This is a genomic window from Erwinia sp. 9145 (assembly GCF_000745075.1).
GTDB classification, from domain to species: domain Bacteria; phylum Pseudomonadota; class Gammaproteobacteria; order Enterobacterales; family Enterobacteriaceae; genus Erwinia; species Erwinia oleae.
Map to the genome: position 1 here is coordinate 3,292,548 of NZ_JQNE01000001.1, position 25,776 is coordinate 3,318,323.

Genomic DNA, 25,776 nt, shown 5'->3' on the forward strand with positions numbered 1-25,776 from the left:
AGCCAACGCAGCCAGAGGCTGAAAGATGAAGGGTAATCAATCCCCGAAAGATTTCAGTTGCTGGCAAGGCGGCAACAGAGCGAGTCTCCCTGAACTTACATCAGTAAGTGACGGGAGTGAGCGAAGACAGCCAACGCAGCCAGAGGCTGAAAGATGAAGGGTAATCAATCCCCGAAAGATTTCAGTTGCTGGCAAGGCGGCAACAGAGCGAGTCTCCCTGAGCTTACATCAGTAAGTGATGGGAGTGAGCGAAGACAGCCAACGCAGCCAGAGGCTGAAAGATGAAGGGGATTTATGGCTGGACGCATTCCGCGTGTATTTATCAACGACCTGCTGGCGCGCACGGACATCGTGGATCTTATCGATGCCCGCGTGAAGCTCAAAAAGCAGGGCAAAAATTATCACGCCTGCTGTCCTTTCCATAATGAAAAAACGCCCTCTTTCACCGTTAACGGCGAAAAACAGTTTTATCACTGCTTTGGCTGCGGCGCACACGGCAACGCTGTCGATTTCCTGATGAACTACGATCGTCTTGAGTTCGTGGAAAGCATTGAAGAACTGGCGACGCTGCACGGGCTGGAAATTCCCTACGAAAGCGGCAGCGGCCCCAGCCAGCTTGAGCGGCATCAGCGGCAGAGCCTTTATCAGTTAATGACCGGCCTGAGCGAGTTTTATCAGCAGGCCCTGACGCAAAGCCAGGCCGCCGGCGCGCGCGATTACCTTGCGCAGCGCGGCCTGAGTAAAGAGGTTATTCAGCATTTTTCCATCGGCTTTGCGCCTGCCGGTTGGGATAACGCCCTGAAGCGCTTTGGCAGTAATCCAGAAGATCGCCAGTCGCTGATTGACGCGGGCATGCTGGTCACCAATGAGCAGGGCCGCAGCTACGATCGTTTCCGTGAACGGGTGATGTTTCCGATTCATGATAAGCGCGGGCGGGTAATTGGATTTGGCGGGCGCGTACTTGGCGATGCAGTGCCGAAATACCTGAACTCGCCGGAAACCGATATTTTTCACAAGGGCCGTCAGCTTTATGGCCTTTATGAAGCGCAGAAAAAGCAGCCTGAACCTCCGAAGCTGTTAGTCGTCGAAGGGTATATGGACGTGGTCGCGCTGGCGCAGTTTGGTATCGATTATGCGGTTGCATCGCTCGGTACCTCCACTACGCCTGAGCATATTCAACTTCTTTTTCGCTCGACCGATAACGTTATATGTTGTTATGACGGCGACAGAGCAGGAAGAGAAGCCGCCTGGCGCGCGCTGGAAACCGCATTACCTTACATGAATGATGGTCGTCAGCTACGCTTTATGTTCTTGCCGGACGGCGAAGACCCGGACACGCTGGTGCGAAAAGAAGGTAAGGAAACTTTTGAAGCGCGGATGGAAAAGGCGATGCCGCTCTCCGCGTTTCTCTACGACACGCTTTTGCCGCAGGTAGACTTAAGTACGCCGGACGGCCGTGCGCAGTTGACCACGCTGGCATTGCCACTGATAAGTCAGGTGCCGGGCGAAACATTACGCATTTACCTTCGTCAGGTTTTAGGCGACAAACTGGGCATTCCCGACCACGTTCAGTTGGAGAAACTACTGCCGCAGCAGTCTGAAAAAGCGAAACGGGTTCAGCCGCCTCAGCTAAAACGCACAACCATGCGTATACTGATTGGACTGCTGGTGCAAAATCCGAAGCTGGCGACCATGGTTCCCTCTCTGGCCGGACTGGAGAGTTCCGAGCTTCCCGGCTTCGCTCTGTTTGTAGAGTTAGTGAGCACTTGCGTAGAGCATCCTGGCCTGACCACCGGACAGCTACTAGAATTGTATCGTGGAACAAAATTTAGCCAGCACCTTGAAACCCTGGCCACCTGGAACCACATGATCGTAGATGATGAAGTGGAAACCATGTTTAAAGATTCGCTGGCCAGTATGTATGACACCGCGCTGGAGCGCAGGCTGGAAGAGCTGATTGCGCGTGATCGCACGCATGTGTTGAATGCCGAAGAGCGCCGCGAATTTTGGGCGCTGAGCCAGGCATTAAAAAAGCAGTAGCGCTGGCTATGTGCATCATCAGCGCGTTCAAAATACGTTTAACGCAGAATTCAGGGACGTTATCGGCAGGCTTTTTTTAGTGCGCTCATCGCAAGCTAAAAAATGGCAAGCAGGATAGCCCCGAACAAAGATCAAAGCGGCTTAAGTGCCGTATACCTGCCAGGTCGAACCTGGAAGCCGCTATGATGGGCAGCGGCAATAATCAAATGCTCTCACTGTTATTGTTGGCTGTGTGTAGCCGACCGACACCAATCTAATTAACAGAAGTGTGGATACCGTCTTATGGAGCAAAACCCGCAGTCACAGCTTAAGCTGCTTGTCACCCGTGGTAAGGAGCAAGGCTATCTGACCTATGCCGAGGTCAATGACCATCTGCCGGAAGATATCGTCGACTCCGACCAGATCGAAGACATTATTCAGATGATCAACGATATGGGTATTCAGGTTGTTGAAGAAGCGCCTGATGCTGACGATCTTATGCTGAATGAAAACAGCTCCGATACCGACGAAGATGCTGCCGAAGCGGCTGCCCAGGTACTTTCCAGCGTTGAATCCGAAATCGGACGCACCACCGATCCGGTGCGCATGTATATGCGCGAAATGGGTACCGTTGAACTGCTGACCCGCGAAGGCGAAATCGACATCGCGAAGCGCATCGAAGACGGCATCAATCAGGTACAGTGCTCGGTGGCCGAATACCCTGAGGCTATCACTTATCTGCTTGAGCAGTACGATCGCGTCGAGGCAGGAGAAGCACGCCTGTCAGATATGATCACCGGCTTTGTCGATCCGAACGCCGAAGAGGATATTGCCGCGCCAACGGCGACGCATGTCGGTTCTGAGCTTTCTCAGGAAGAACGCGAAGACGACGAGGAAGAAGACGAGGACGACGACAGTGAGGACGATAACAGCATCGATCCTGAACTGGCGCGTGAAAAATTCAACGATCTGCGCGTACAGTATGAAAAAGCCCGTACGGTGATCAAAGCGAAAGGCCGCAGTCACGCCGATGCCGTCGCTGAAATTCAGAATCTTTCTGACGTCTTCAAACAGTTCCGCCTGGTGCCGAAGCAGTTCGACTACCTGGTAAACAACATGCGCAAGATGATGGATCGCGTTCGTACCCAGGAACGTTTGATCATGAAGCTGTGCGTTGAAATGTGTAAGATGCCCAAGAAGAACTTCATTACCCTGTTCACCGGCAACGAAACCAGCGAGACCTGGTTCAAAGCCGCACGGGCGATGAACAAACCGTGGTCAGAAAAACTTAACGACGTCGCTGACGACGTGCAGCGCGGCCTTCAGAGACTCGGACAAATTGAAGAAGAGACCGGGCTGACCATCGAACAGGTTAAAGACATTAACCGTCGTATGTCTATCGGTGAAGCGAAAGCCCGCCGTGCGAAGAAAGAGATGGTGGAAGCAAACCTGCGTCTGGTTATTTCAATCGCCAAAAAATACACCAACCGCGGATTGCAGTTCCTCGATCTCATTCAGGAAGGCAACATCGGCCTGATGAAAGCGGTAGATAAGTTTGAATATCGCCGTGGTTATAAGTTCTCTACCTATGCTACCTGGTGGATCCGTCAGGCGATCACTCGCTCTATTGCCGATCAGGCGCGCACCATCCGTATTCCGGTGCATATGATTGAAACCATTAACAAACTCAATCGTATTTCCCGCCAGATGTTGCAGGAGATGGGACGCGAACCGACGCCGGAAGAGCTGGCCGAGCGCATGCTGATGCCGGAAGACAAAATCCGCAAGGTGTTGAAAATCGCCAAAGAGCCCATCTCCATGGAGACGCCAATTGGTGATGATGAAGATTCGCATCTGGGCGATTTTATCGAAGACACCACGCTGGAACTGCCGCTGGACTCCGCGACCTCTGAAAGCCTGCGCTCTGCAACGCACGACGTTCTGGCCGGTCTGACGGCACGTGAAGCCAAGGTGCTGCGTATGCGTTTCGGTATTGATATGAATACCGACCACACGCTGGAAGAAGTGGGCAAGCAGTTTGACGTTACCCGTGAGCGTATTCGTCAGATTGAAGCGAAGGCGCTGCGTAAGCTGCGCCATCCAAGCCGTTCTGAAGTCCTGCGCAGCTTCCTGGACGACTAAATCCCCTGCGCCGATTAAAAAGCCTCCGCTCGCGGGGGCTTTTTTTATGGTCAAATATCGAGCGCCTTGTTCAGTGCCTGATAGGCCGCAACCAGTTCCTCCTGTGAGGCGCGATTCAGGCCGCTGGGATTCGGCAGCACCCAGACTTCCGTCACGCCCAGCGTTTGCGGCTGCCTGCCCCAGTCCACTTTGCTGATGCCAAACGCCTGCCGGTATGCCTGTTTACCAAGCACCGCCAGCGATGCGGGCTGATAGCGTGCGATTTTCTCCCTCAGCGCCTCACCGCCCGCGCGCAGCTCTTGCGAAGAGAGTTCGGTGGCCTCTTTCGTCGGTCTTTCAACCAGCATGGTGATGCCGCAACCGGTCTCCAGTAGCTGCTGCTCCTCTTCCGGTTTAAGCAATCTTTTAGTAAAACCGGCCTGCCAGATAGTTTTCCAGAAACGATTGCCGCCGTGGGCAAAATGAAAGCCTTTATGCGCCGACGACTTTCCCGGATTGATACCGCAGAACAGCACCCGAAGATCGGGCGCGATAATATCGGTAATGGTATGTGATGCACTTTCACGCATTAATAGTGAACCTTCCTCTGAGAGCATGTGATCCGGCTCGGAGTTTACGGATCTTTTCACAAGAAATGTACGAAGAACAATACATTAGAAATGTTACATAGCATTATGGATTTTTATCGTTAAATCGTTCCTTTTCGCCACCATTAGCCGGAATTTAGCGCCTGACGGAAGAAAATTCATTAATTCTTGCAATACATGCGCCCTGCGAAATTAAACAGATCGTAAACAGACTATAATATAGTCGTCATCCGGGTCCTTTCTGCTGTCCGCCAGCCGTATTGCCAGCCATAATCCGCCACGTTAAATTGTTCAGTTAGCGCTCACCGCAGCGCATTAATCGCCTGCGACGGGCATCTGAGGATACACGCCACACATGGGTTCAGAACTACTTTCGCTGATATTGTTTATTGCCTCTGTGTCGCTTTACACCTGGAAAGCAGGCAGAAATAAGCTGTGGTTCACGGCGATCCTGCTGTTTCTCGGCCTCTATATTATTCTCAACGCGTCGCTGCTCGCCAGTAACTACTTTACCGGTGAAGGCATTAACGATGCGGTGCTCTATACCATCACCAGCAGCCTCAGCGGCGCGGGCGTGAGCAAATATATCCTGCCCGCTATCGGCCTGATCGTCGCGCTGGTGGCGCTGTTCGTTTTCCTGTCGTGGATCCTGCGACTGCGCAAGGGCCATCGCGCCAGCCAGATCTACAGCCTGCTGGCAGTGATCCTGGCGCTGGCCTCAATCAAAACCACGCCCGCTTATCAACAGGTCAGCAGCCTGATTAAATCGCAGATTGGCCGCGGCAACTCCGATTTCTCAGCACACTATAAGGTTCCCGGCACGCAAATGCGCGGCTCTAAACCTAATCTGGTTTACATCTATGCCGAAAGCCTTGAGCGCACTTATTTCGATGAAAAAGCCTTTCCTGACCTGGCGCCTGAACTGAATAACATCAGGAAAAAAAGCACGGACTTCAGCAATACCATGCAGCTTCCCGGCACCGAATATACCATTGCCGGCATGGTCGCCTCGCAGTGCGGCATTCCCCTGTTTGCGCCTTTTGATGGGAATGCCTCCAGCTCGCTCTCTACCTTTTATCCGCAGAATGTCTGCCTGGGCGACATTCTGAAAGCGTCCGGTTACCAGAACTATTTTTATCAGGGCGCCAGCCTGAGCTTCGCCGGTAAGGATCTCTTTCTCTCCTCGCACGGTTTTGATCATCTGTACGGCTTTAACGAGCTGAAAAGAGTGGTGAAAGATCCCAACTACCGCAACGACTGGGGATGGTATGACGATACGCTGCTCGACGTGGTATTCGATAAATATGTTGAGCTGGCGAAGCAGAACCAGCCTTTTTCGCTGTTTGCCCTGACGGTAGATACGCACCATCCGGACGGGTTTATTTCGCGTAGCTGCCAGCGCAAGACCTATCCGTATCAGGGCAAGCCAAATAAATCCTTCGCAGCCGTTGCCTGTAGTCAGGAGCATATTGCGAAACTGATTGAGCGCATCCGGGCCACGCCGTGGTTTAAAAACACTATTATTGTGGTCAGTTCCGATCACCTGGCGATGAACAACACCGCCTTCCAGTACCTTAATCAGCACGACCGCAACGACCTGTTTTTTATGGTGCGCGGCGATCAAACCGACGGCAAAACGATCCCGGTGAAGCGCAGTACGCTCGATAACGGCGCGACGGTGCTGGACGCAATGGGCGGCGATAACTTTATCGGCCTGGGGCGCAGCAGCCTGTCATCCACTTCGCTGGCAACAACCTATTTGAACATTAAAGATAAAATCAACGAGTGGAAGCCGGACGTAATTAAGCTCTGGAACTTTCCGAAAGCAATTTCCGACTACACCATTGATACGGATAAGAACACCTTCAGCTTCTCCGGCGTGCCTTTCAAGCTGCCGCTGCTGTTATCGGTAAAGCCGAACAAAATTGAGCCAAAATTTGATGTGTATCTTGCCGCGCCACTAAAAGAACAACTGGCGAAGTTCGAGCCGGATGAGAAGTTTGTCTGGATTGACCGCTGTTACAAAATGGGCGCAGTGTGGGATGACACGCTGGAGCTGAATCCGAACCTTTGCGTGGCGGACGGCACGCTCAACGCCACGCCGGAAATTGTTCAGGTGAAGCCCGGCGTGACCCGGGGCGAGGTGAAATTCCGCCGCGTTGGCGGCAACAGCGACGAACGTTACCAGCAGGCGGTGACGCGCCTGCGCGTGGTGGATGATGACCTGAAATACACTTCGGACACGCTTCTGTTTGGCCTGCCAGGACTGCCGAAACAGGTACTGAAAGTGACGGGCCTGTCGTATATCGAACCCTGGGGCGGGCGCTGGTCTGACGCGAACCTGCTGCCTGCGGTAAATATTGAGTATCTGGCGCCGCTGCCCGCCGAATTTGACCTGGTGCTGACCGCTCGCGCCTTTGCCGCCAACAGCCAGCGTCCGTTTACTATTAAGGTGGGGAGCGAGGCGCAGCAGGTGGCGCTGAGCGAGCACGACAGCGAGGTGAAGGTACATTTCGCCAACCCTTCGCGCGCGCGCGTCATCACCCTCCTGCCGCCTTCCCCCATCGAAACCACCGAGGGCGCGATTGATGGCTTTGCCGCACGTCGGCTCGGCATTGGGCTGGTCAGTCTGAAGGTCATCACGCCACAATAACCGCGCGCCCCGGTCGATAAAACCGGGGCGTTTTTGCCTGTTACGCCGTTGCGTAATAAAAAACGCCAGACGGCTTTTTCTGCCTGCTGAAAACAGATTACTATAGGTTTTTTACTGGCTCATTCTGACAGGTACCAATACCTTGAAATCCCTGGTTCACCGTTTGCTGGCTCTGGCTGTCGCCGCGCTTCCGCTTTGCGGTCAGGCGGCAAAAAAGTCTCCCGATCCGCTGCTGGCTTCTCAAATCGTCGATCGCTACGCCGAGAATATCTTCTATAACACCAGGGCGACCGGCATGGCGATTGTGGCGATTGACGCAAACCAGCGTGTTTTTGCCAGTAAAGGCGCGATCCGCCCCGGCAGCGGCGTGCGACCGCAGAAAGATTCGTTAATCCGTATTGCCTCGCTCACCAAGCTGATGACCAGCGAGCTGCTGGTGAAACTTTCTGAACAGGGCGTGGTGCGGCTGGACGATCCCCTGAGTAAATACGCGCCTGCGGGCAGCAGCGTGCCGTCGCGCGACGGCCAGCCGGTGCGTCTGGTTAATCTTGCCACCCATACCAGCGGCCTGCCGCGCGAGCAGCCCGGCGGCAAGGCCAACCGTCCGGTATTTGTCTGGCCAACCTACAGCCAGCGCTGGCGCTGGATGGATAACGCCCAGTTGAAGTCCATTCCCGGCACGCAGGCCGCCTACTCCAACCTGGCTTATGACCTGCTGGGCGATGCGCTGTCGCGCGCATCGGGGTTGTCCTATCCTGCCCTGCTGCAACGCGAAATCACCCGTCCGCTGGGAATGAAAGATACCACCTTCACGCCATCGCCTGAGCAGTGCGGCAGGCTGATGGTGGCGGCAAAAGGCGCCAGTCCGTGCATGAATACGCTGGCGGCCATCGGCAGCGGTGGCGTCTATTCAACGCCGGACGACATGGGCCGCTGGATGCAGCAGTTCCTCTCTTCCGACGTCAGCACCCGCACCGCACAGGCGGATCGCCTGCAAACGATGATTTACCAGCGTGGCCAGCTCACCCGCGTGGACGGCATGGATGTACCAGGCAAGGCCACCGCGCTGGGCCTCGGCTGGGTGTATATGGCACCGCAGGGATCGCGTCCCGGCATTATTCAGAAGACCGGCGGCGGCGGCGGCTTTATTACCTATATAGCGATGGTGCCACAGTACAGCGTTGGCGTGTTTATTGTGGTGACCCGCTCGCCGCAAACGCACTTCACCGCCATGAGCGATGGCGTAAATAACCTGCTAACCGAGTTGATTGGTAACACGCCGGACAGCGCAGCGCTGGCGGCAAGTATTATGTCAGACTGAGTGGCCAGGGCGCAGAAGGAATCTGCGCCTGAAACAGCCTGCTGTGCTTTTAAATAAACAACCCTCACCGCAGCAGTGATGTAAGGCAAATTTACGTTTACCTGTTTTCCCGGTAAATTCCTGTCATCGGATGCGGATGGTTTTCAGATCGGCTCTCTCAACCCTCAAAATGCGTCGTCAGCATATCAATGAAAAGTCGGACTTTAGCCGCAAGGTGTCTTCGGCTGGGATATAGGGCATTAATGGGCGTTTCTTTACCTGAAAAGGTTGGAAATAATTTCACGAGGCGCTTTTTATGCAGGTCTCCGTCCGCCAAAAAAGAAGGCAGAAAGGCAATTCCCATTCCCTCTACCGCCGCATCTTTAATAGCTTCCCCACTATCAAAACGCAGGCGGCGATTTCCCGTCACAAAAACTTCTTCACCGTCATTATTCTTCAGTTGCCAAATACCTGAGCCCGAATGAAACCCATATATCAGTCTCTGATGCGCGCCAACGTCAGAAATGTTTTCAGGCATGCCGTTGTTATGAAGATAGTCTGGAGAAGCATATATAAAGGGGCGACACCGGGTAATCGGGCGAGCAATCATCATCGAATCGTAAGGCAGTTCACCCAACCTGATACCAATGTCAAATCCCTCTTCTACCAGGTCAACCAGCCTGTCGGTAAAACTTATTTCAGCATCCAGATCCGGCCATTTCTGCAAAAACGCATTCAGCAAGGGCAGGATGACGATCCTTCCGAACGCTGATGTAACCGTGATCCGTAACGTACCTTTTGGCTGCGGGTTATCCTGCCTGATGCTGCTTTCTGCCTCATGAATATCGGTCAGAATCTGTACACATCGCTCATAAAAATAGTGCCCATCGGCAGTCAGTGACACTGTGCGAGTGGTGCGATGAAGTAACCGCGTACACAAATGTGCTTCCAGCCGGGCAAGGGATTTTCCCGCTGCGGAACGTGTTAACCCCATCGCTTTGCCGCCAGCAATGATGCTGCCTGTCTCAGCAATCGCCACAAATGCACGCATGGTATTAAGGTCGATTTCTCCACTCAGATAGTGACCTGTGACGAATTTTTGGATGCTCACTGTAGAACCTTTTTCCCGAAATTATGATTTACATTAAAAGCGTAGAAAATAATTCAACGCAAGGACAATCCGATTATGTTAACTGCTCATGCTCAAAAAACTTTTGATGGCTGGAAAAAGGTAGCCATGCCCGTAGTACGAAAAATAACCGGGGAGGAGGTACAAAGCTGGGCTGAAGCCCGTGCAGATTATGACAACGGGCTTTATGGTCTTTTCCCGGTGCCGGAAGGGGTGACCTTTACCCACGTTAATTCAGGCGACATCCCGATGATGGTGGTAACGCCTGACAATCTGACAGAGGGCCGCACTCTCTTTTATATACACGGCGGCGGCTATGTTCATGGAGGCGTGAACGGCTATCGCAGCCTGGCAGGAAATTATGCCAAACGTCTTCGCGCGCGTGTTTACCTTCCTGATTACCGACAGGCACCTGAGCACCCCTTTCCCATTCCTGTTGAAGATACTTTCACCGCTTATCGATCCTTGCTGGAAAGCGGTGTTGATCCGCGATCACTTGCCCTTTCCGGTGATTCCGCTGGCGGAGCCATGGTAGTGACCATTATGCGCAAAGCGCGGGATGCGGGTCTCCCACTCCCTGCCGCAGCCGTTGCCTTCTCTCCCTGGGCAGACCTGACGCACAGTGGTGAGTCAGCGAGGATCAGAAATGGTATCGACCCCTTATGCAGTACTGAGTTTCTGACCCAACTGGCCGCTATTTTCCTGGCAGGGGAATTGCCAACCCATCCGGATGCCTCACCGGTATTTGCCGATGTAAGAGGTCTTGCGCCAACGCTTATCCAGATTGGTGAAAACGAGGTCATGCTGAGCGGCGCCATGCAGCTGGCATCCCACCTTGGAGAGAATCGGGTAAGGACATCCCTTGAGATATGGCCTGGCATGTTCCACGTCTGGCATCTGTTTACCGGACTCCTTCCTGAAGCGGATCACGCTTTACGCAATGCCGTGAGATTTCTGGATGATGCGCTGCCTCCTGAATGAGAGGAAAATGCTGACGTTTTTTAACAGTGAGTCAGGCCCGTTGCAGCACGGGCCTGACTTATGCAACCCATGAGCGCGATATAAATGCTCAAAACCCTCCCGCCCCCTCAACACCCGCCCTGAGGCATAAAGGCAGCCTCATATAAAAACACCAAGGGAATAAGTTGGTTAAGCAGGATCGGTCGCAGATTGCTTATTCAGGCATAAAATTATCAAGCCGCTGACCGATAACCTTTTCAATAACAGAAAAAACCGGCCGCGTTGATGTCAGGAGCGTATGGTCGCAACGATGGCAGAACACAGGAACCCTGCGGTGACCGGCTCTGCCTTATCCGGCAACGTTAAACTGTTTCTGAACATCCTTCCTTGTGGATCAGTACAGCACTTGCTTTTTCGCTTCGCAGCCCGATTGCCCTGATCACAGGCTGGATCAATGTATGCTGATAAACCTCCGTGGAAACGCAACGCAGCGGCAGAACGCCACTGATGCGCTTAAAATGCCCGATGAGAATCGGGATGATGTTCTGAAGCAGTTCGTCTGGCTGGCCAGCGAGTCACTGGGGATCCCTGGCGGCTTTATTTCTGTTATTGATGACAGCCATCAGTTCATCCGCGCTGCCCACAATATCGCGCTTTGTCAGACGACGCGGGAAGACGCTTTCTGCCGTTACGTTGTGGATAGCGGCGAAGTGATGGTGGTGACTGACACCCTGCTTGACCCTCGATTCACCACCCATCCGCTGGTGGTGGGGCCGCCCCGCATTCGTTTTTATGCCGGCGCCCCGCTGAAAAACCGGGAAGGCGTTATTCTTGGTACGCTGTGCGTGACGGATCGTGTGCCGCACCGGTTTCCCCGTAAGAAAATCAGGATGCTGGAAACGCTCGCCCGCCTGGCGATGACCTTCCTGGAAACCTGGCATTCGGCGGGCTTTACGGATGTAGCCACCGGGTTGCCAAACCGTCAACGGTTAATCCGTCACCTTCGGTTGCTTTCCACCGCCGAACAACGCGCCCCACTCCGGCTGACCTTAATTGACTGCATTGATATGCCGCGAGCTTACGAACTGGCCCGCGCGCTGGGTATGGCGCCGGTTGAAGCGCTGCTGCGCGATATTGGTGGTCTGCTGCGCGAGCGGCTGGAACTGGCGCCGGAGGATATTCTCTATACGGTGGCGACAGGCCGCTACGCCATCCTGGCATCGGCGGAAGGGCGATTTTCCGCGCAGAATGTTGTTGATAAACTGCGTTACGTCAGCGCCCGCCCCGAGGATGGCGTGGCGATGGATTTATCCATCCATGCTGGCGAGGTTTGCTTCGATCCCACAGAACTTCCGGCCCAGGAAGCGTTGCGCCGCGCCGTCAGCGCACTTCATGAGGCCATCAACCTGCACGTGGGCGCGCGGAGTTTTAACGAGCTTAGCGATGCCCGGCGCAACGGCGATTTCCGACTGATGAACGATCTGGCGGCCGCGCTTCAGACCGGCACAGGCGGTCTTTATCTGGTATACCAGCCCAAAGTTTCTCTCCCATCCGGCCGACCTGTCGGACTTGAAGCGTTAATTCGTTGGCGACATCCTGAACACGGAGAGTTATCCCCCGCCGGCTTTCTGCCCGTTGCACAGTTCACTAACCTGATGAACAGCCTGACAGATTGGGTGGTTGGCGAAACAATCCGTCAGTTGAAAATATGGTCCGATACGCCCTGCCTGCTGCCGGTATCAGTGAACGTCAGCGTCAGCGACCTGTCGCGGAGCGACTTTACCGATACCCTTGAGGCCAGAATGGCCCAGGCGGGTCTGTCCACTTCGCTGCTGGGCATTGAGTGCCTGGAAACGGAGAAAGCCACGGAAAACCCGGCGGCGCTGGCGAACATGGAGGGATTAAGGCAGCAGGGTTTTCGCATCTCGCTGGATGATTTTGGCGCCGGCTACAGCAACATTGGCTATCTTCGGCAAATGCCGATTGATGTGATCAAGCTGGATCGCGCGCTCGTCTCGGGTCTGACAATCGATCCCGGCAGCCGGATTATTGCCGCCAGCGTTATCCGTATGCTGAAAGATCTGAACTATGTGGTGGTGGCTGAAGGGGTGGAGGACAGGGAAACGCTGATGGTGCTGGAAGCATACGGATGCGATCAGGTACAGGGTTTTTACTTCTCAAGGCCGTTGCCGCCGGCAGAGCTTGAAAAATGGTTACAGCAGCAGCCACAGTCTGCCGATCCGGACATTTTGCCCCTGACAGGTAACAATCTCACCCTGTCTGACGACGCTCACGATCCCGGCTTATATAACTGAACCGTCATGCTCAACGATGGTGTTTGTAAGGGGTCAGGCGTTGTTATCAGCATACTACGTGTCGGAAATAGTGGTCGCACGGCATTTCCGGGTAAAGGCGCATTAAGAAGCGTTTGTACACTTACTCCACTTTGATGCGGAGGTTCTATGAGTACAGTTATTGATAATTTTACGCGCCACAAAAGCGAACGCAGTTTTACCGATCAACCGATTGATGACGCACTGCTTGAACGCATTATCAGCACCGCCTGGCGTGCGCCAACCTCCGTGAATTCACAGCAGGTCTCCGTGATTGTATCGCGCAGCGCTGAGAACCGGCAAAAAATAGCTCAGCTGGCAGGCGGCCAGCCGTGGATTGCCAAAGCGCCGATATTTTTAACTTTTGTGTTAGATATGTACAAAAGCGAGCGGGCAATGGCGTTAATTAATGAAGAACAGATTGCCCATCAGAGCGTTGAAAGCATTGTCTCCGGTGCCACGGATGTCGGGATCGCTCTGGCGTCGGTCATGGCTTCTGCCCGTTCTGAAGGGTTGGGCGTGGTGCCGATTGGCGGTATACGCCGCTCGCCGCTGGAAATGGTGGCGTTATTGCAATTGCCAAAACACACCTTTCCGCTGGCGGGCGTCGCGATGGGCTATGTCGATGTGCCTGCACATCAGAAACCACGCCTGCCGTTTGAGACCTTTCGTCATAATGAAACCTATCAGACCGCCGGACTTGAGGAGAACATCGCGCAATATAATCAGCAGATCGGTGAGCACTGGCAGACGACCGGACGCACAGATGGCGAGAGCTGGAGTGAAAGCGTGGCAGGTTATTATCGCCACATCTACTTCCCCGATGTGCTGGACGGGTTGCTGAAACAGGGCTTCGGCATCGACAAATAGCGCGTAAACACTGATGGCGAAGGAGAGCAGGAGCTGGCTGCTGCATCGGTTTCAACGCGCTGATGCACACAGTTAGCAGCGCTACTGATACGCCGCAGCCTTAGTGCAGTAGCTAAATGAGTCATTCATCCCGTCATGGAAATATTCATATGACGGGAAATAAGAAAGTACTGACTGAGAGAGTAAAACTGAGAATACGCGCATGCATCCATAACCTGACGTGGGAAGTGTGCAGGGTGCCGAATTCAGGCATCGGGTTCACAAAAAACAGGCGAGGCGAGACTGTAATTTAAATTGTGTATCTGCCTGTTTTTGCTGATTGCACAAACATTTCTGTCGTTAATGCTGTGTTACCATAACCTTCAGGATCGCTTCTGGTAAACCATTTACAAAAGAACCCTTCAGTTTTCCAGGGGAAATCATTTTCAATATCAAAACCTGACCTGTAAACCTTAAATAACTCCCTGAACTTTTTTAATTGCCTTAATAATCTCATCACATTCTGCATCATCCTGGAGTACCGTATCAACACTCAAAGGAACCGCTTTAACAGTTATTGAAGCCAGCGTTGATAGTGTTTCCCGGAGAAAGGCCAATACGTTCTCGTCGGTTTTATATCTTATCGTCGCCGCGTGCCATTCGAATGTATTCATCCATAGTGTAAAAGCTTATCCGTGTTGCATCATTAGCTAAAATAACCCAGCCGATAACAGGCACAACTCTCCCGACAAAGACGCCATTATTATTTACCCTGCTGAAGGTTAATTGCTTTGCCGGACTGTAGCTGTTAGCTGTTCCCCTGCGGTCTCAGGGAATGCGCCTACCCAACAGACAACAGTTGCGATATCATCACTCCCATTAATGAAATGTGATAATTAACTAAGCCTGGATGGCCGTGACCTCTCTAACCATTGATATCTTAAAAGCCTGGCAGCGCATAGAATTTTTTCAGCCCTACTCTGTTGAAAAAAAAGAGAAAACCCTGCTTATCTCCCCTTCCGCCCTGCGGCAATCCGGTGATAACGCGCTGCCCTGGCTTTCGGCCGATCTACGGCAGAAATATGAGATCCCACATAAAGCTTCGTACTGCATCCACATCGGTTTGTTTGATAAATCTGTCGCCAGTCGCCTCAGCCAGGAGATATTCGGCGCGGAGCAAAACATTGCCGTCCGGGAAGAGATCGAACAACGACTGGATCAGGAAGGAACAACCTGTTTCGCCAAGGTACTGTTAAATGCTGATGGTGCCCCTGCCATAGATAAACTCTCCGTCAGCTCGCTTCCCTGGGCGCTGGGCCATTTGCAAAAGAGACGTTTTCAGTATTTAAGCGCAGCAATTTTCACTGAACATTGCAGGCACCTTGCCGATACGTTGGCTGAATTTGCCTTAACGCTGACACCTTCACATGAGAAAAGCGGAGGCGTGTTACGCGCGGCCGATATTTTAACATTATCAGAGACGCACCTGAGAGACTGGGCGGACTTTGCACCTGAGTGGCAATATGTTTTACAAATAGAGTGGTTCGAAAGCAACGGTGAACGTGATGAATCGGCCGGCGAAGAAATTAGCGAGCAGGATGAGGAGGCCAGCGACAACGATAAAGCTCTGGCATTGCCTATTCTCAATAGCTTTTTCTTTGAAGATCTTGAAAACGTAATCAGGGCCCTGGAGCAAAAAGAAACGGGTAAAGCGCTTGGCGCTTACCTTTCTGGTAGCGATCGGAGAAATGTCGATCTCTATTCCCAGGACGGGCTTGCCGCCATCATTGATAAACTTCATCCGGCAAATATGCCCTCAGGCCGCTGGCCATCTGAGCCAGAACATGCCATGTCACTGATGCAGCAGTTCGCCATTAATACGGCGGTTGAGGAGCTGGCAGACGGTGGATTACTTTCCGTCAATGGCCCGCCGGGCACCGGGAAAACCACTCTGCTACGCGATCTGGTTGCCCATAACGTTGTGGAGCGCGCGACACAACTTTCTCGCTTTGAGAAAGTCGAGGATACGCTGGATCAGGACGGTTTTATTGTTCCGGCGCTGACCGGCTTCGAGATGGTCGTCGCCTCATCCAATAATGCAGCGGTGGAGAATATTTCCAAAGAGCTGCCGCAAAAAAAATCTCTCGCAAAGGAATTTCGCGCACTTGATTATCTGGCCGCAACGGCCAATCAGTTGGCTGCTGAATATGGCCCGAAACGCCAGCGTAAGAAATATATCAATGGCAAAGGGAGGGCGTGTCACTATCACCTGTTTCGCCCGCTGGAAGAGGAAAAACAGTGCTGGGGAATCATTTCTGCCGCGCTGGGTAAGAAATCAAATCGCAATAAATTCACCCAGCGCCTGTTCTTTGATGAGCATTTTCAAAGGGATACTCCTGAGGAAACCTCACGGCCAGAGACTGAAAATTTCCTGAGCCTGTGGCGTTGGAAAACGCACCACAACGCGCCATCCTTCACATCAGCGAAAAAGCGCTTTATTGCGTGCCGACAGCAGACCAAAAAAACGTTCAGCCAGTTAACAGATTATGCCAATTTATTGAAAAAAGTGGCGGCTCACTCGCCGGATAATTTATTACCCGTGCTCCGCCAAATTGAAATGCAGTGCGAAGCGATTCTGCGGGATCTGAAACTGGCGGAAGCCAAAAAGAGCGTCATGGATCAACAGGTTCAACATCTGCACCAACAGCAGAAAGTCCTTGAAAACCAGGCGCCGGGATGGCTGAGCCGTTTAATAAAGCGCCGTAAATTACAGGAATACAGAGATAATTTTCACGCGCTTTCAAGCCAGCTAAAAGAGAGGCTCGCGCAGCAGATAGAGCATGCACAAAATATTGCTGCACATCAAACCAGGCTGAATCAAAGCGAAACGTTGAAAGATGAAATAGTGCAGCGCATTGAGCAGCAAGCGCGTCAGCAGCGCGAAGATCGGCATGCTTTACAGGCTTTGCAGCAGCAATTTCCGACTCTCACAACGCCCGATCTTACCCTGCCGGTAAATGATGCAACATTACAGCGCGTTGCCTTGTGGCAAAATGAAGAGATTAATCGACAGCGTTCATTACTTTTTATAGCAGCAATCGAGCTGCATCAGGCGTGGCTTTACGAAGCACTGGATAAAAAACGGCTCACGCCGGTGATATCAAAATTCAGTAACTTTTTGGACAAGCCGCATCTGAATGGTGATCCTTTGCGCTGGTGGCAAACGCTGTTTATGGTTGTTCCGGTTGTTTCCACCACCTTTGCGTCAGTAGGACGCATGTTTCATGGCGTTAAAGGTGAAAATCTGGGCTGGCTGATGATTGACGAAGCGGGCCAGGCCTCGCCGCAGCAGGCGGTAGGCGCCATATGGCGAGCGAAACGCGTGGTCGTGGTTGGCGATCCTTTACAGATTGAGCCTGTATTCACCACCTCTCCGGCGCTGGTCAAGCACCTGTGCGAGGATACCCTGCATGACCGCGCGAAGGAGTGGAATCCTGCACATTTTTCTGTCCAGCAAATAGCCGACCGCGCCAATCCGTGGGGATGTGAATTAGAGGTGATGAACCAGCCTTTGTGGATTGGTATTCCTCTTTGGGTTCACCGTCGCTGCATTGAGCCCATGTTCAGCCTGGCAAATAAAATGGCTTACGATAACCGAATGATTCACGGGCTTAATCAAGACGAGATTGGCAGCCAGTTGGTTAATAACGTAATTGAGAATCACTGGGTGATTTCATCAGGCGGACAGGGCGAAAAGCAGTATCGCGACAGCCACGGTGAAAATTTAATTGAACTGCTGGATCATTTGCTCACGCAGAAAGTTGCGTTGCAAAAAATCTACATCATTACGCCGTTTAAAGCCGTTAAAAAGGCAATTATCGAGTTGTTGGATCAGCGAGATATCAGTACCTGGAGAAAATATTCACCGCTGTTAGATACTAAAGAGGTGAATGAGTGGCAAAAGCAGAGCGTCGGCACGGTGCATACTTTTCAGGGGAAAGAGAACGACATTGTTATTTTTGTGCTGGGATGCGATGAACATGATGATGGAGGCGCAAAATGGGCCGCCAGCAAACCCAACCTGCTTAACGTTGCGCTCACTCGCGCCAAAAAGCATATCTTTATTATTGGTGATCCAAAGGTGTGGCATCAATTGCCATGGTTCAGCGACGTTGCTGGGGTGCTCCCGTCTTTTAGTACTGAATCGCATCGGCTAACGAAGTTTCAGGGTAAACCCCAAACGCCATCAGATGTTATTTACCGCTAAAGCGAAAGCGGAGTCGCCAGTATTTTGAACCGTTGGGATGAATAAGCAAAAACATGCCATCGCCATCGACGAGCGAGTATTCCTTTGCTTCAGGTTTTGCCGAACGCACCTTGGTATCAGTCAGGGCCATGATGGTATACCTTCCATATGCTGCCGTGAGTATATAATCATTATCGAACCAGCATATAAACTCGGTTCTATACTCTGCATGTTGATGTGGGGTAACTCAGATTGACGTTGGTTGACTGAAAAGCGAGAAAAGCCTTGCGGGGACTGGATTTCAGGCATAAAAAAAGACCTCAGTTGAGGTCTATTTACATACTATTTGGGGCGAAGGCCGGACTCGTCAATATAATACAACCTACTGATATCAATATTATTTATTTTTAACACTAAGAGCTTGTACCCGCACTTGTACCCACAAACAAAAATCCGTACAAAAATCAGACACTGCCAGCGGGTACAAAGCCATATCAGTACAACACCAATATGGCAGCCAAGACAAGGGCTAAGCAGGTAAGAATGTTTTCTTAAGAGGAACCAAAAGTTTGGTCTCAATATCAACTTGCTCGTAGTTCTCAATAAGCGTCCGGACAAGGTCATCAAGCGTCCAGAGAGTCAGAGGTATTGTCGAACGATCGGCCTCATAACGAGAATCTTTGGTAAACCCACCTGTACTGACGTAGAGCCCACGATCGTCTTTATGGCGACCACCAATGAAGCTGCGAATCTGCTGACTCCCCATCTGTCCTTTACGATGTTTTACTTCAACGACAATACGTGGATTCTCAAACCCAAAACCATCAGGTGAAGCGATAATATCTTTCCCACGATCAGGCCCCACAGGAGAGACCTGCGTTTTATATCCCATACTGCGTAAAACGCCAGCAACAAGATGCTCCATTTCCTTCGGATCGAGTGCATTGACTCTATCCTTGATACCTTCACGCGCCTGCGTTTCTATATCACGGAGTGGATCAGAAATAGCTTCATCTTCATCCATTGTGGTTGGATTCTGAGTAACAACGTCAATGGAGGGTTTCTTATCCAGTAAAAGCTCTTCTAAAGCATACTCAGGAAGTTGGAAAACAGTTAACGTGGAGCCCAATGTATTTTTGGTAGCAGCAGACAATCTGTCACGGTCAATTTCTTCACCGTTCCATTTTACCTGACGAGCAATCCCCATCCCTTCTTCAACCCATTCAGGATGGTACTGGAATTCAGATATGACTTTACCTAATAGGTAAGTACGGTTCGCAGGGGAATAAGTAATTACCCAGTCATTCTTCTGGATCTCATTCACAAAACGCCAGACTTGAGATGCGCCCGAACGGGCAGTCCCCAGCTTGGATAACGGATCGACTTCCTGATATAACGCGAGTAGCTGCGCTCGGGACAGACCAGGTTTAACCAAAGGAGCCAGCTGCGACCAACCAATACCTACAATTTGTCTATCGCGAAAGTCATCATAGAGCTTGCCGCCATCGCCGCGAATCATCCACATTCTGTTACCCATACTCGTCCCTTCAAGAAGAAAAGAAATTAAGCCGGATCATATGCTTGTTATCCAAGGGCGTCAAAACTCTCCGCAACTATTGCGCTAGCATTCCCGGATAGTGTTTAGCAATGATGTCGTTCATCCTCTCAACCAACTCCTGGCGTTTGAAGGTCAAGTGCGCCGTCCCCTTCTGAAAGTAACGGATACTAAAGAACTCATCTTCGTAAACTTCCTTCGCAGGGTTATCACGAATATGCTCCATCAACCGGATAGAGATATCGCCACGATTGTCAGGGATAGGTTTACCATCCAGCAGAAACAGCATTCTCTCCAGGTCAGCCAGTTGATCCCGCCGCCAGCCCCAGTTAAGACTGAATCCCCAGCGGTTATGCGTCACCAAATTGTTAATGATGATCCTCTTACCGAAGCTGCAGGGACTATTAGTTTTATAATTCCACGGCAATCCTTTGAAAATATTGATAATTTCATGCTCAAATACATCCATTTTGTTCAGATGTAGCTGCTCAAAAGTACTGAGGATATTCGCCTCGCTGATGGCAGGAAGATCACCCTCCTCCAGGTTCTTATGCCACTGGTCGCGAGCCTGCGCATCCATCAAGGCCATCATGCCAGACTTCAACATCAAATCACGCCAGATACTTCGGTCAATATTGCGGATGATCGTAGGCATCGCTTTGTCCACCTTTTCAGTCAGCCAACTGTCGTAACGATGTCCAGCTTTCATCGCCCAGTCTTGCGCCGTACCACCGCCGATTTCTGAAGTTAACCGAGAAATGGTATCAAGCTGCTCAATGAGTTGTTCAATCTGTTTAAGTGCGGTATCGCGTCCAGTGACTACACGTTCGATACTGGTCGAAAGGATCAGTTCATTATGTTCCGTCAACACGTCGGGTTCTGTTTGCATCGTTAATCGTCCATAAAAGCAAACACGCCTGCCGGGAGTGGCAGGCGCATTATGCGATGAATAAAAAAGGTGGGAAGTTCAGAGGTCAAAATCAGGAATGAGGCTCGAAGAATTCAGGTATTTATTAATCCGGTAGCTCGCCTGGCTCGGAGAATATCGGTAGCGGTCAGGAATGGCGTCTGCTCCTGCCATGTAAATCCTTTGCGGTCGATGCGTACCAGCTCATAACGTTCCACCAGGAAATTCACCGCATCGGCGAGCGTGATTCCCGCGTCGATATGCTCCTCAATGGCCGTATCGTCATGGAATGGCGTGTCGTTTAGTGTGAGGCCGTAATGGTGCTCCAGCAGATACGTTAACAGTTGCTGCCAGACCTGTACGGGCGACAGACGTGACGAAACCGGCACCGTGGCCGGTACAGATGAAATGTGCATGGATAGAATCCTGAGAAAAGAAGAAGAGAGAAGGTGTTACGGGGTTGGATAAATAGAAATGTAAACGTAACCGCAGCTACCACGGGTGTCAGCTATGCAGGTTAAACCCGTAAGATGAATGTTCACCTGATGTTGCTGCTGTGGATTTAACTCACCGAACCGCAGCATTGCTTCCAATTGACCTATAAACAGCGGGAAAGTCTGGTCCAGTTTCTGCAGTTGCTCCGGGCTAAAGCTCCCCGTCAAACCAGCCCTGTCAGCCAGGTAATGCAGACGCTTGCCTTCCTGAACTAATCTCGCGCCAAATCGTGGGGTGATATCGCTTTGTAGACCCCATTCATGAGGTGGTGTGAATGGCATGAAAACCTCCGCTTAAAGCAAACCCTGCTCAGTAAAAGACACCACTTCGTTCCCAACAACCAAATGATCCAGCACTCGCACTTCTACCAGTGCTAACGCTTTCACTATTCGCTGAGTGATGTGTTTGTCCTGCTGACTGATCTCTGTCGTACCTGACGGATGGTTATGCGCCAGAATTACCGCAGCGGCATTGTGTTTCAGAGCCAATTTAACCACTTCGCGGGGATGAACTTCGGTATGGCTGAGTGTGCCGGTAAATAGCGTTTCGCATCCCAGTAGGCAATGCTGATTGTCGAGATACATCACGATAAAAACTTCACGCTCCTGATGAGCCATCTGTAATTGCAGCCAGGTCTTAGTGAAGCTGGTGGAGGTAAATGGCTCACTCGGTTGACGCTGATATTTCTCCAGCAGGCGTAATGCCCGACGAATGACGCGTTGCTCGTTTGCAGGAAATACCGGGGATAAATTAAATACAGACATATTTGTTCCTTAAAACAAAAAGCCTCGCCGGTTTATTGGCAAGGCCTGAGGGAAGGGATAATAAAAAGGTTCATGAGGCAAGCTGCAGCATACTCTCAGCCATCACCCACAGAGCACGGTTAAGCTTCACATCCCCGTCGATACCTCTTACAGCACGAGTATGGGCACGTTTGCCTTTGGTGGTTCGTCCAGACAGACCGCCTTTAATCAGGTTTTCCTGAATGCGCTGATAAGTGGTCCACAGGTCGTTACTTTCATCCTGCCAGCGGCGTGGGGATAGGATTTGTGATTCCGTCACCGGCTGATGCTCTTCACCAAAGCGATAGGTTAATGCTGCTTTCGCCATCGCCTGCTGTGCTGGTGGCGGTAACATTAGCGACTGCATGGCATCGCGCTTCTCTTCCACCCGGTCAAAAATCCCGAGCACTTCGTAAGCCCCTTCAATGACTTTCTCTACCACGTTGCCTTTATGTGGCACACGCACCTCACCAAAACTTTCACCGCAAATCAGCCCATTTTGACAAACCGATCTGAATAACCCCGGTAGCATCTGGTATGAGCTGGAGCCGTCGTGACTGTTGAGCAGAATAATTTCCGGCACCTGCTTGCCGGTGATTTGCCCTTCACGGCGCAGGCGGAGCATGTGTTTGGTGTGTTCGCGCTTGCTCTGGTCTCGGAATTTAGTCTGGCACGCAAAGAATGGCTGGAAGCCCTCACGCTGCAGGTTATCAAGCAGCGTTATCGTTGGGATGTAAGTGTATCGGTCGCTGCGGGATTGATGCTTTTCTTCGCTGAATACACTAGGCACATAGTGGGCCAGTTCATCGCGGGTTAACGGGCGGTCGCGGCGTACAAGATTGACAGCACCAAAGCGGCTGGCTAAACGGGTCATAGTTGTTTCCTTATTGGAAAATTAAAAACAAAAAGGCCATGCTTCCCGAAGGAGGCATGGCCTGTAAGATGATGGTAAGACTGTTAAGAAAGAATGTTAACCAGTGGTATTCCTGCAGCCGCTGAGGTCATCCAGCTCTTTTGCCGTATTCTTAATACCAGGAGTAAAACTTCCTACTTTTTTATCATTAACATAAACATCGAACGTTGCGGCGTGACCAAGGGCATCAATAAACTGAATCCAGCGTTGTCTCCATTTCGCCAGCCCAGCGATGCAGGTAATGGGAACTGTCGATCATCGGTCACAACCGTTATTGTTGTTTTGTCATCGCGTGAGTCCACGCGAGTACCGTCAGGTAGATCGATGAGTACATTGTGCTGTAGGGTATTCTGCTCATCCGGGGTCATGGTGCAGTTAAGGTTAAAAACGACATTTTTCGGGTTGGTGATTAGATATTCTGTTATGCCCTGACCAAATCCACTGGACCACATATTCGGTATTGCCTGAGCCGTTGTTGCGGATGTCAGAATTGATATCATCAGAATTCCGTAAAATAATCGCATAATTTTCTCCTTAAATGAATTTCCTGAGCTATTTGGGAGGGATTCTATTTTGTAGCGTATTTCAATGAGTCAACAGGCTGGTTATTGAAATACACCACAATCTTAGCCAGAACATTTGGATTGCTGGTTTTAACAAAACCGACCTTAAAGTTACCGCGACAATACTGCTCAAACGTCACATTATTGTGATCGTCGGGCACAATGGTTCTGGCGATGCCTGATTCACGGTCAACGATACCCCAAATCCCGTTGGGGCAGTTCGCTTCAGGCTTAGGCTGGTTTACTATCGCAACGCGTTTGCCTGGTGAGATGTCAACGATACGACAAGCTTTTGTAAGTACCATCCGTTGATTGCACCAGAAAAGCTTACCGGAACTGGACTCGCGAGTGATAGTCGGGATACCTCCTTGAATAGAGCCCGACCAGCCATTCTCGATATTCGCATGAGCCTGATTCGCCATAAAACTTGAAGTGAAAGCTATTAGAGCGGATGCGCAATATATGGCACGGCACAAATTCGTATTAATATTTTGAAGGTAACTCATCTTTAATCTCTTGAAAGTTATGGTCAATGTAGTTCGGCTCTGAAGGTTGATATCACGTCATTGATGAACCGAAAGTGAGGTAATGCCTGAAGAAAATCTGGACAGGAGAGGATGTCGCGCACGGCGGTATCAAGGGTAAAGCTATCGTTGTGGAGCGTGACAGCTCGGATTTCCGCGAGCGGAAATACTGCTATCCGGGCCTGATGCTCGCCTGTCAGGTACCACTCACCATCACGCAAAACCAGACGGTAGGGAGCAAGATCCGTACAGCGACAACTGTTTCCCAGTAGCGTTACTTTCCTGTGTTCAGACACCGCATTCACCAGTTGGACGAACACGCCAGAATCTGGGGATGGCACCTGCGCAACTCCCGGCCAAATAAGGCAAGGAGCTTCCACTGGCCCGCTCAAAAGAGAACTGGCCAGATGGTTGTCCATATCAGGGAACAGCGCTTCAACCCCCGACTGGCGAGCAAACGTCATCACCGCCAACTCTCTCTGTCGACCTCCGGACAGCAAGCGACACTGACCTTTGCGATACTCCAGATCCAGATACATCAGACGTTCCCGAAAGTCCCTGCGCAGGGTACGAACCGACACACCGAATTCAGTTGCCAGCTTTCGCAAATCCAGAGTTTCACCCGCCACCAGGCGGCTGATTATTAACGACAGCCTGACGGCAAGCCGGTCATGACGGCGTTCAGCCTGAGTCATGGAACAGGTTCTCCAGTGAGATAATTAGCTGAAAAATAGAAAGTTATTTTAACGAGGGGGGAGGACAGGGAGTGGACACAAGAAGACGTATTTTTTACTGTTGCTGAAATCAATCGTGACGGGGCGTAAAGGGAAAACTGTCGAAATTCAGCGGATTATAAAACATCTGAACGGACAGGGTATGTCCCAAAGATAATGGCAGGTAAGCCAGCTCAGAAGAAAATCCAATCCCAAACGGCACGGGCAACGGATACTACGGCATCGCGGACAGTACGAATAACCGCTTTTAATGGCGCAGGAACAAACGATGCTGCTTCAGCAGAATCAAACACCTCTCTTACTGCGTTGCCAAAGCCCTCACGAGCCTGCTTTTTTACCGGTTCATCGCATAACCTCCCGTGCAGTTGTGTCGCCAATGGGCTGGTGGCTCGGTCTGGCAGGCAGCGCATCATCGTTTCTAACATTGATGGCAGATTCCATTCTGTTCTCGCTGAGACGACACATACCGGATGATGCGGTGAAAACAGCTGGCGAATGGACTCCAGTCTGGCCTCGATATTCACCAACTGATGCGGGGATGGTGCATTGCTGGTGACATACCATTCATGGCATGGCTCGATTTTATCAGCCTGGTTAACGACAAAAAGCACCCGCTGGTGGTGGTCAGACATAATCCGACGGTAGAAACGCTCATCCACGGAAAACGCACGATCATCAGCTTTAATAACCCACAGAATGAGATCCAAGTCAGGAAGGGCTTTGCGATACAGAGATTCATATTCGCTATCCCGTTGCTCACTCTCGCCTACACCGGGCAGGTCTACCAGTATCAGGCTATGTTCACCTCTTCTCAGGCGAAATCGCAGTACGTCACGGGTGCAGGCGTTGACATCACTGACGGGGGTAACCTCACTCTGGAACAGCGCATTACAGAGCGACGATTTTCCTGCACCTGTTTTGCCCATGATGCCAATGACCGGTTCGTAGTGAGTGAGCTTTTGAATATGGTCAAGAATATGTTTTCTAATGGCATAGGGGAGCGATGCCAGCGGTTTTTCGATGGCCTGCAAACCTTCTGATTTTTTCATGAAATGACCTCAGACATAATAACAAAACCCCCGAGC

Annotated in this window: 20 protein-coding genes and 2 pseudogenes; 8 read left to right on the forward strand and 14 right to left on the reverse strand. The window is 51.4% G+C overall.

What is annotated here, in order from left to right:
- The first annotated feature begins 294 nt into the window (after positions 1 to 294).
- Both dnaG and rpoD read left to right on the forward strand, forming a co-directional pair.
- On the forward strand, positions 295 to 2,040 hold the full coding sequence (gene dnaG, locus FA91_RS15615; protein WP_034917105.1) for a DNA primase: 1,746 nt from the start codon (positions 295 to 297) through the stop codon (positions 2,038 to 2,040).
- A gap of 282 nt (positions 2,041 to 2,322) precedes the next feature.
- Entirely contained in the window at positions 2,323 to 4,161 is a 1,839-nt protein-coding gene (rpoD, locus tag FA91_RS15620; RefSeq protein ID WP_034917108.1) for an RNA polymerase sigma factor RpoD, read from the forward strand.
- Positions 4,162 to 4,211: 50 nt separating this feature from the next.
- Here rpoD and mug read toward each other — a convergent pair whose 3' ends face one another.
- The gene (mug, locus tag FA91_RS15625; protein WP_034917110.1) at positions 4,212 to 4,730 is read right to left on the reverse strand and encodes a G/U mismatch-specific DNA glycosylase; all 519 of its coding nucleotides are present in this window, start codon (positions 4,728 to 4,730) and stop codon (positions 4,212 to 4,214) included.
- 373 nt (positions 4,731 to 5,103) lie between these two features.
- On the opposite strand from mug, the gene opgB reads away from it, so the two are divergent.
- Both opgB and ampH read left to right on the forward strand, forming a co-directional pair.
- Positions 5,104 to 7,401, forward strand: coding sequence for a phosphatidylglycerol--membrane-oligosaccharide glycerophosphotransferase (gene opgB, locus FA91_RS15630; protein WP_034917113.1), 2,298 nt, complete (start codon positions 5,104 to 5,106; stop codon positions 7,399 to 7,401).
- A gap of 142 nt (positions 7,402 to 7,543) precedes the next feature.
- On the forward strand, positions 7,544 to 8,722 hold the full coding sequence (gene ampH, locus FA91_RS15635) for a D-alanyl-D-alanine-carboxypeptidase/endopeptidase AmpH (RefSeq protein ID WP_082212601.1): 1,179 nt from the start codon (positions 7,544 to 7,546) through the stop codon (positions 8,720 to 8,722).
- Positions 8,723 to 8,879: 157 nt separating this feature from the next.
- Here the strand turns inward: ampH and FA91_RS15640 are convergent, their stop codons facing one another.
- Positions 8,880 to 9,812, reverse strand: coding sequence for a LysR family transcriptional regulator (locus FA91_RS15640; protein WP_034917115.1), 933 nt, complete (start codon positions 9,810 to 9,812; stop codon positions 8,880 to 8,882).
- A gap of 75 nt (positions 9,813 to 9,887) precedes the next feature.
- Between FA91_RS15640 and FA91_RS15645 the strand changes: the two genes are divergently transcribed.
- From FA91_RS15645 to FA91_RS15655, 3 genes are all read left to right on the forward strand, one after another.
- Positions 9,888 to 10,811: an alpha/beta hydrolase gene (locus FA91_RS15645; protein WP_034917117.1), complete on the forward strand. Its 924-nt coding sequence runs from the start codon at positions 9,888 to 9,890 to the stop codon at positions 10,809 to 10,811.
- A 437-nt stretch (positions 10,812 to 11,248) separates the two neighbouring features.
- Positions 11,249 to 13,105, forward strand: a complete 1,857-nt coding sequence (locus tag FA91_RS15650) for a sensor domain-containing phosphodiesterase (protein WP_072032315.1) — start codon at positions 11,249 to 11,251, stop codon at positions 13,103 to 13,105.
- A gap of 147 nt (positions 13,106 to 13,252) precedes the next feature.
- Positions 13,253 to 13,993, forward strand: a complete 741-nt coding sequence (locus FA91_RS15655; RefSeq protein WP_034917119.1) for a nitroreductase family protein — start codon at positions 13,253 to 13,255, stop codon at positions 13,991 to 13,993.
- A gap of 289 nt (positions 13,994 to 14,282) precedes the next feature.
- Here the strand turns inward: FA91_RS15655 and FA91_RS20810 are convergent, their stop codons facing one another.
- Positions 14,283 to 14,489: a DUF1493 family protein gene (locus tag FA91_RS20810; protein WP_231566813.1), complete on the reverse strand. Its 207-nt coding sequence runs from the start codon at positions 14,487 to 14,489 to the stop codon at positions 14,283 to 14,285.
- 393 nt (positions 14,490 to 14,882) lie between these two features.
- Here FA91_RS20810 and FA91_RS15665 point away from each other — a divergent pair, with 393 nt between their 5' ends.
- The gene (locus tag FA91_RS15665) at positions 14,883 to 18,239 is read left to right on the forward strand and encodes an ATP-binding protein (protein ID WP_034917121.1); all 3,357 of its coding nucleotides are present in this window, start codon (positions 14,883 to 14,885) and stop codon (positions 18,237 to 18,239) included.
- Here FA91_RS15665 and FA91_RS20605 read toward each other — a convergent pair.
- From FA91_RS20605 to FA91_RS20610, 11 genes and pseudogenes are all read right to left on the reverse strand, one after another.
- Positions 18,229 to 18,369 (reverse strand): annotated as a pseudogene (locus FA91_RS20605) (Arm DNA-binding domain-containing protein); the annotation flags it as partial. The gene FA91_RS15665 and the pseudogene FA91_RS20605 overlap by 11 nt on opposite strands.
- A gap of 378 nt (positions 18,370 to 18,747) precedes the next feature.
- Positions 18,748 to 19,755, reverse strand: a complete 1,008-nt coding sequence (locus FA91_RS15670) for a restriction endonuclease (RefSeq protein WP_034917125.1) — start codon at positions 19,753 to 19,755, stop codon at positions 18,748 to 18,750.
- Between the two features lie 76 nt (positions 19,756 to 19,831).
- Positions 19,832 to 20,662 carry a DUF4942 domain-containing protein gene (locus tag FA91_RS15675; RefSeq protein ID WP_034917127.1) on the reverse strand — a complete coding sequence of 277 codons (831 nt, stop codon included), beginning with the start codon at positions 20,660 to 20,662 and terminating at the stop codon, positions 19,832 to 19,834.
- 113 nt (positions 20,663 to 20,775) lie between these two features.
- Positions 20,776 to 21,096 (reverse strand): TA system toxin CbtA family protein, encoded by a 321-nt coding sequence (locus FA91_RS15680; RefSeq protein ID WP_034917128.1) that lies wholly within the window; start codon positions 21,094 to 21,096, stop codon positions 20,776 to 20,778.
- Between the two features lie 36 nt (positions 21,097 to 21,132).
- On the reverse strand, positions 21,133 to 21,456 hold the full coding sequence (locus FA91_RS15685; protein WP_034917130.1) for a type IV toxin-antitoxin system YeeU family antitoxin: 324 nt from the start codon (positions 21,454 to 21,456) through the stop codon (positions 21,133 to 21,135).
- A gap of 12 nt (positions 21,457 to 21,468) precedes the next feature.
- Complete coding sequence (gene radC / locus FA91_RS15690) at positions 21,469 to 21,939, reverse strand: DNA repair protein RadC (RefSeq protein ID WP_034917132.1); 471 nt, start codon at positions 21,937 to 21,939, stop codon at positions 21,469 to 21,471.
- A gap of 70 nt (positions 21,940 to 22,009) precedes the next feature.
- Positions 22,010 to 22,831 (reverse strand): DUF932 domain-containing protein, encoded by an 822-nt coding sequence (locus FA91_RS15695; protein ID WP_034917133.1) that lies wholly within the window; start codon positions 22,829 to 22,831, stop codon positions 22,010 to 22,012.
- A gap of 96 nt (positions 22,832 to 22,927) precedes the next feature.
- Positions 22,928 to 23,394 (reverse strand): annotated as a pseudogene (locus tag FA91_RS15700) (hypothetical protein).
- Positions 23,395 to 23,438: 44 nt separating this feature from the next.
- Positions 23,439 to 23,939, reverse strand: coding sequence for a hypothetical protein (locus tag FA91_RS15705; protein WP_231566778.1), 501 nt, complete (start codon positions 23,937 to 23,939; stop codon positions 23,439 to 23,441).
- A 23-nt stretch (positions 23,940 to 23,962) separates the two neighbouring features.
- Entirely contained in the window at positions 23,963 to 24,652 is a 690-nt protein-coding gene (locus FA91_RS15710) for a WYL domain-containing protein (protein ID WP_034917134.1), read from the reverse strand.
- A 212-nt stretch (positions 24,653 to 24,864) separates the two neighbouring features.
- Complete coding sequence (locus FA91_RS20610; RefSeq protein WP_072032316.1) at positions 24,865 to 25,740, reverse strand: GTPase family protein; 876 nt, start codon at positions 25,738 to 25,740, stop codon at positions 24,865 to 24,867.
- Between the last annotated feature and the right edge of the window lie 36 nt (positions 25,741 to 25,776).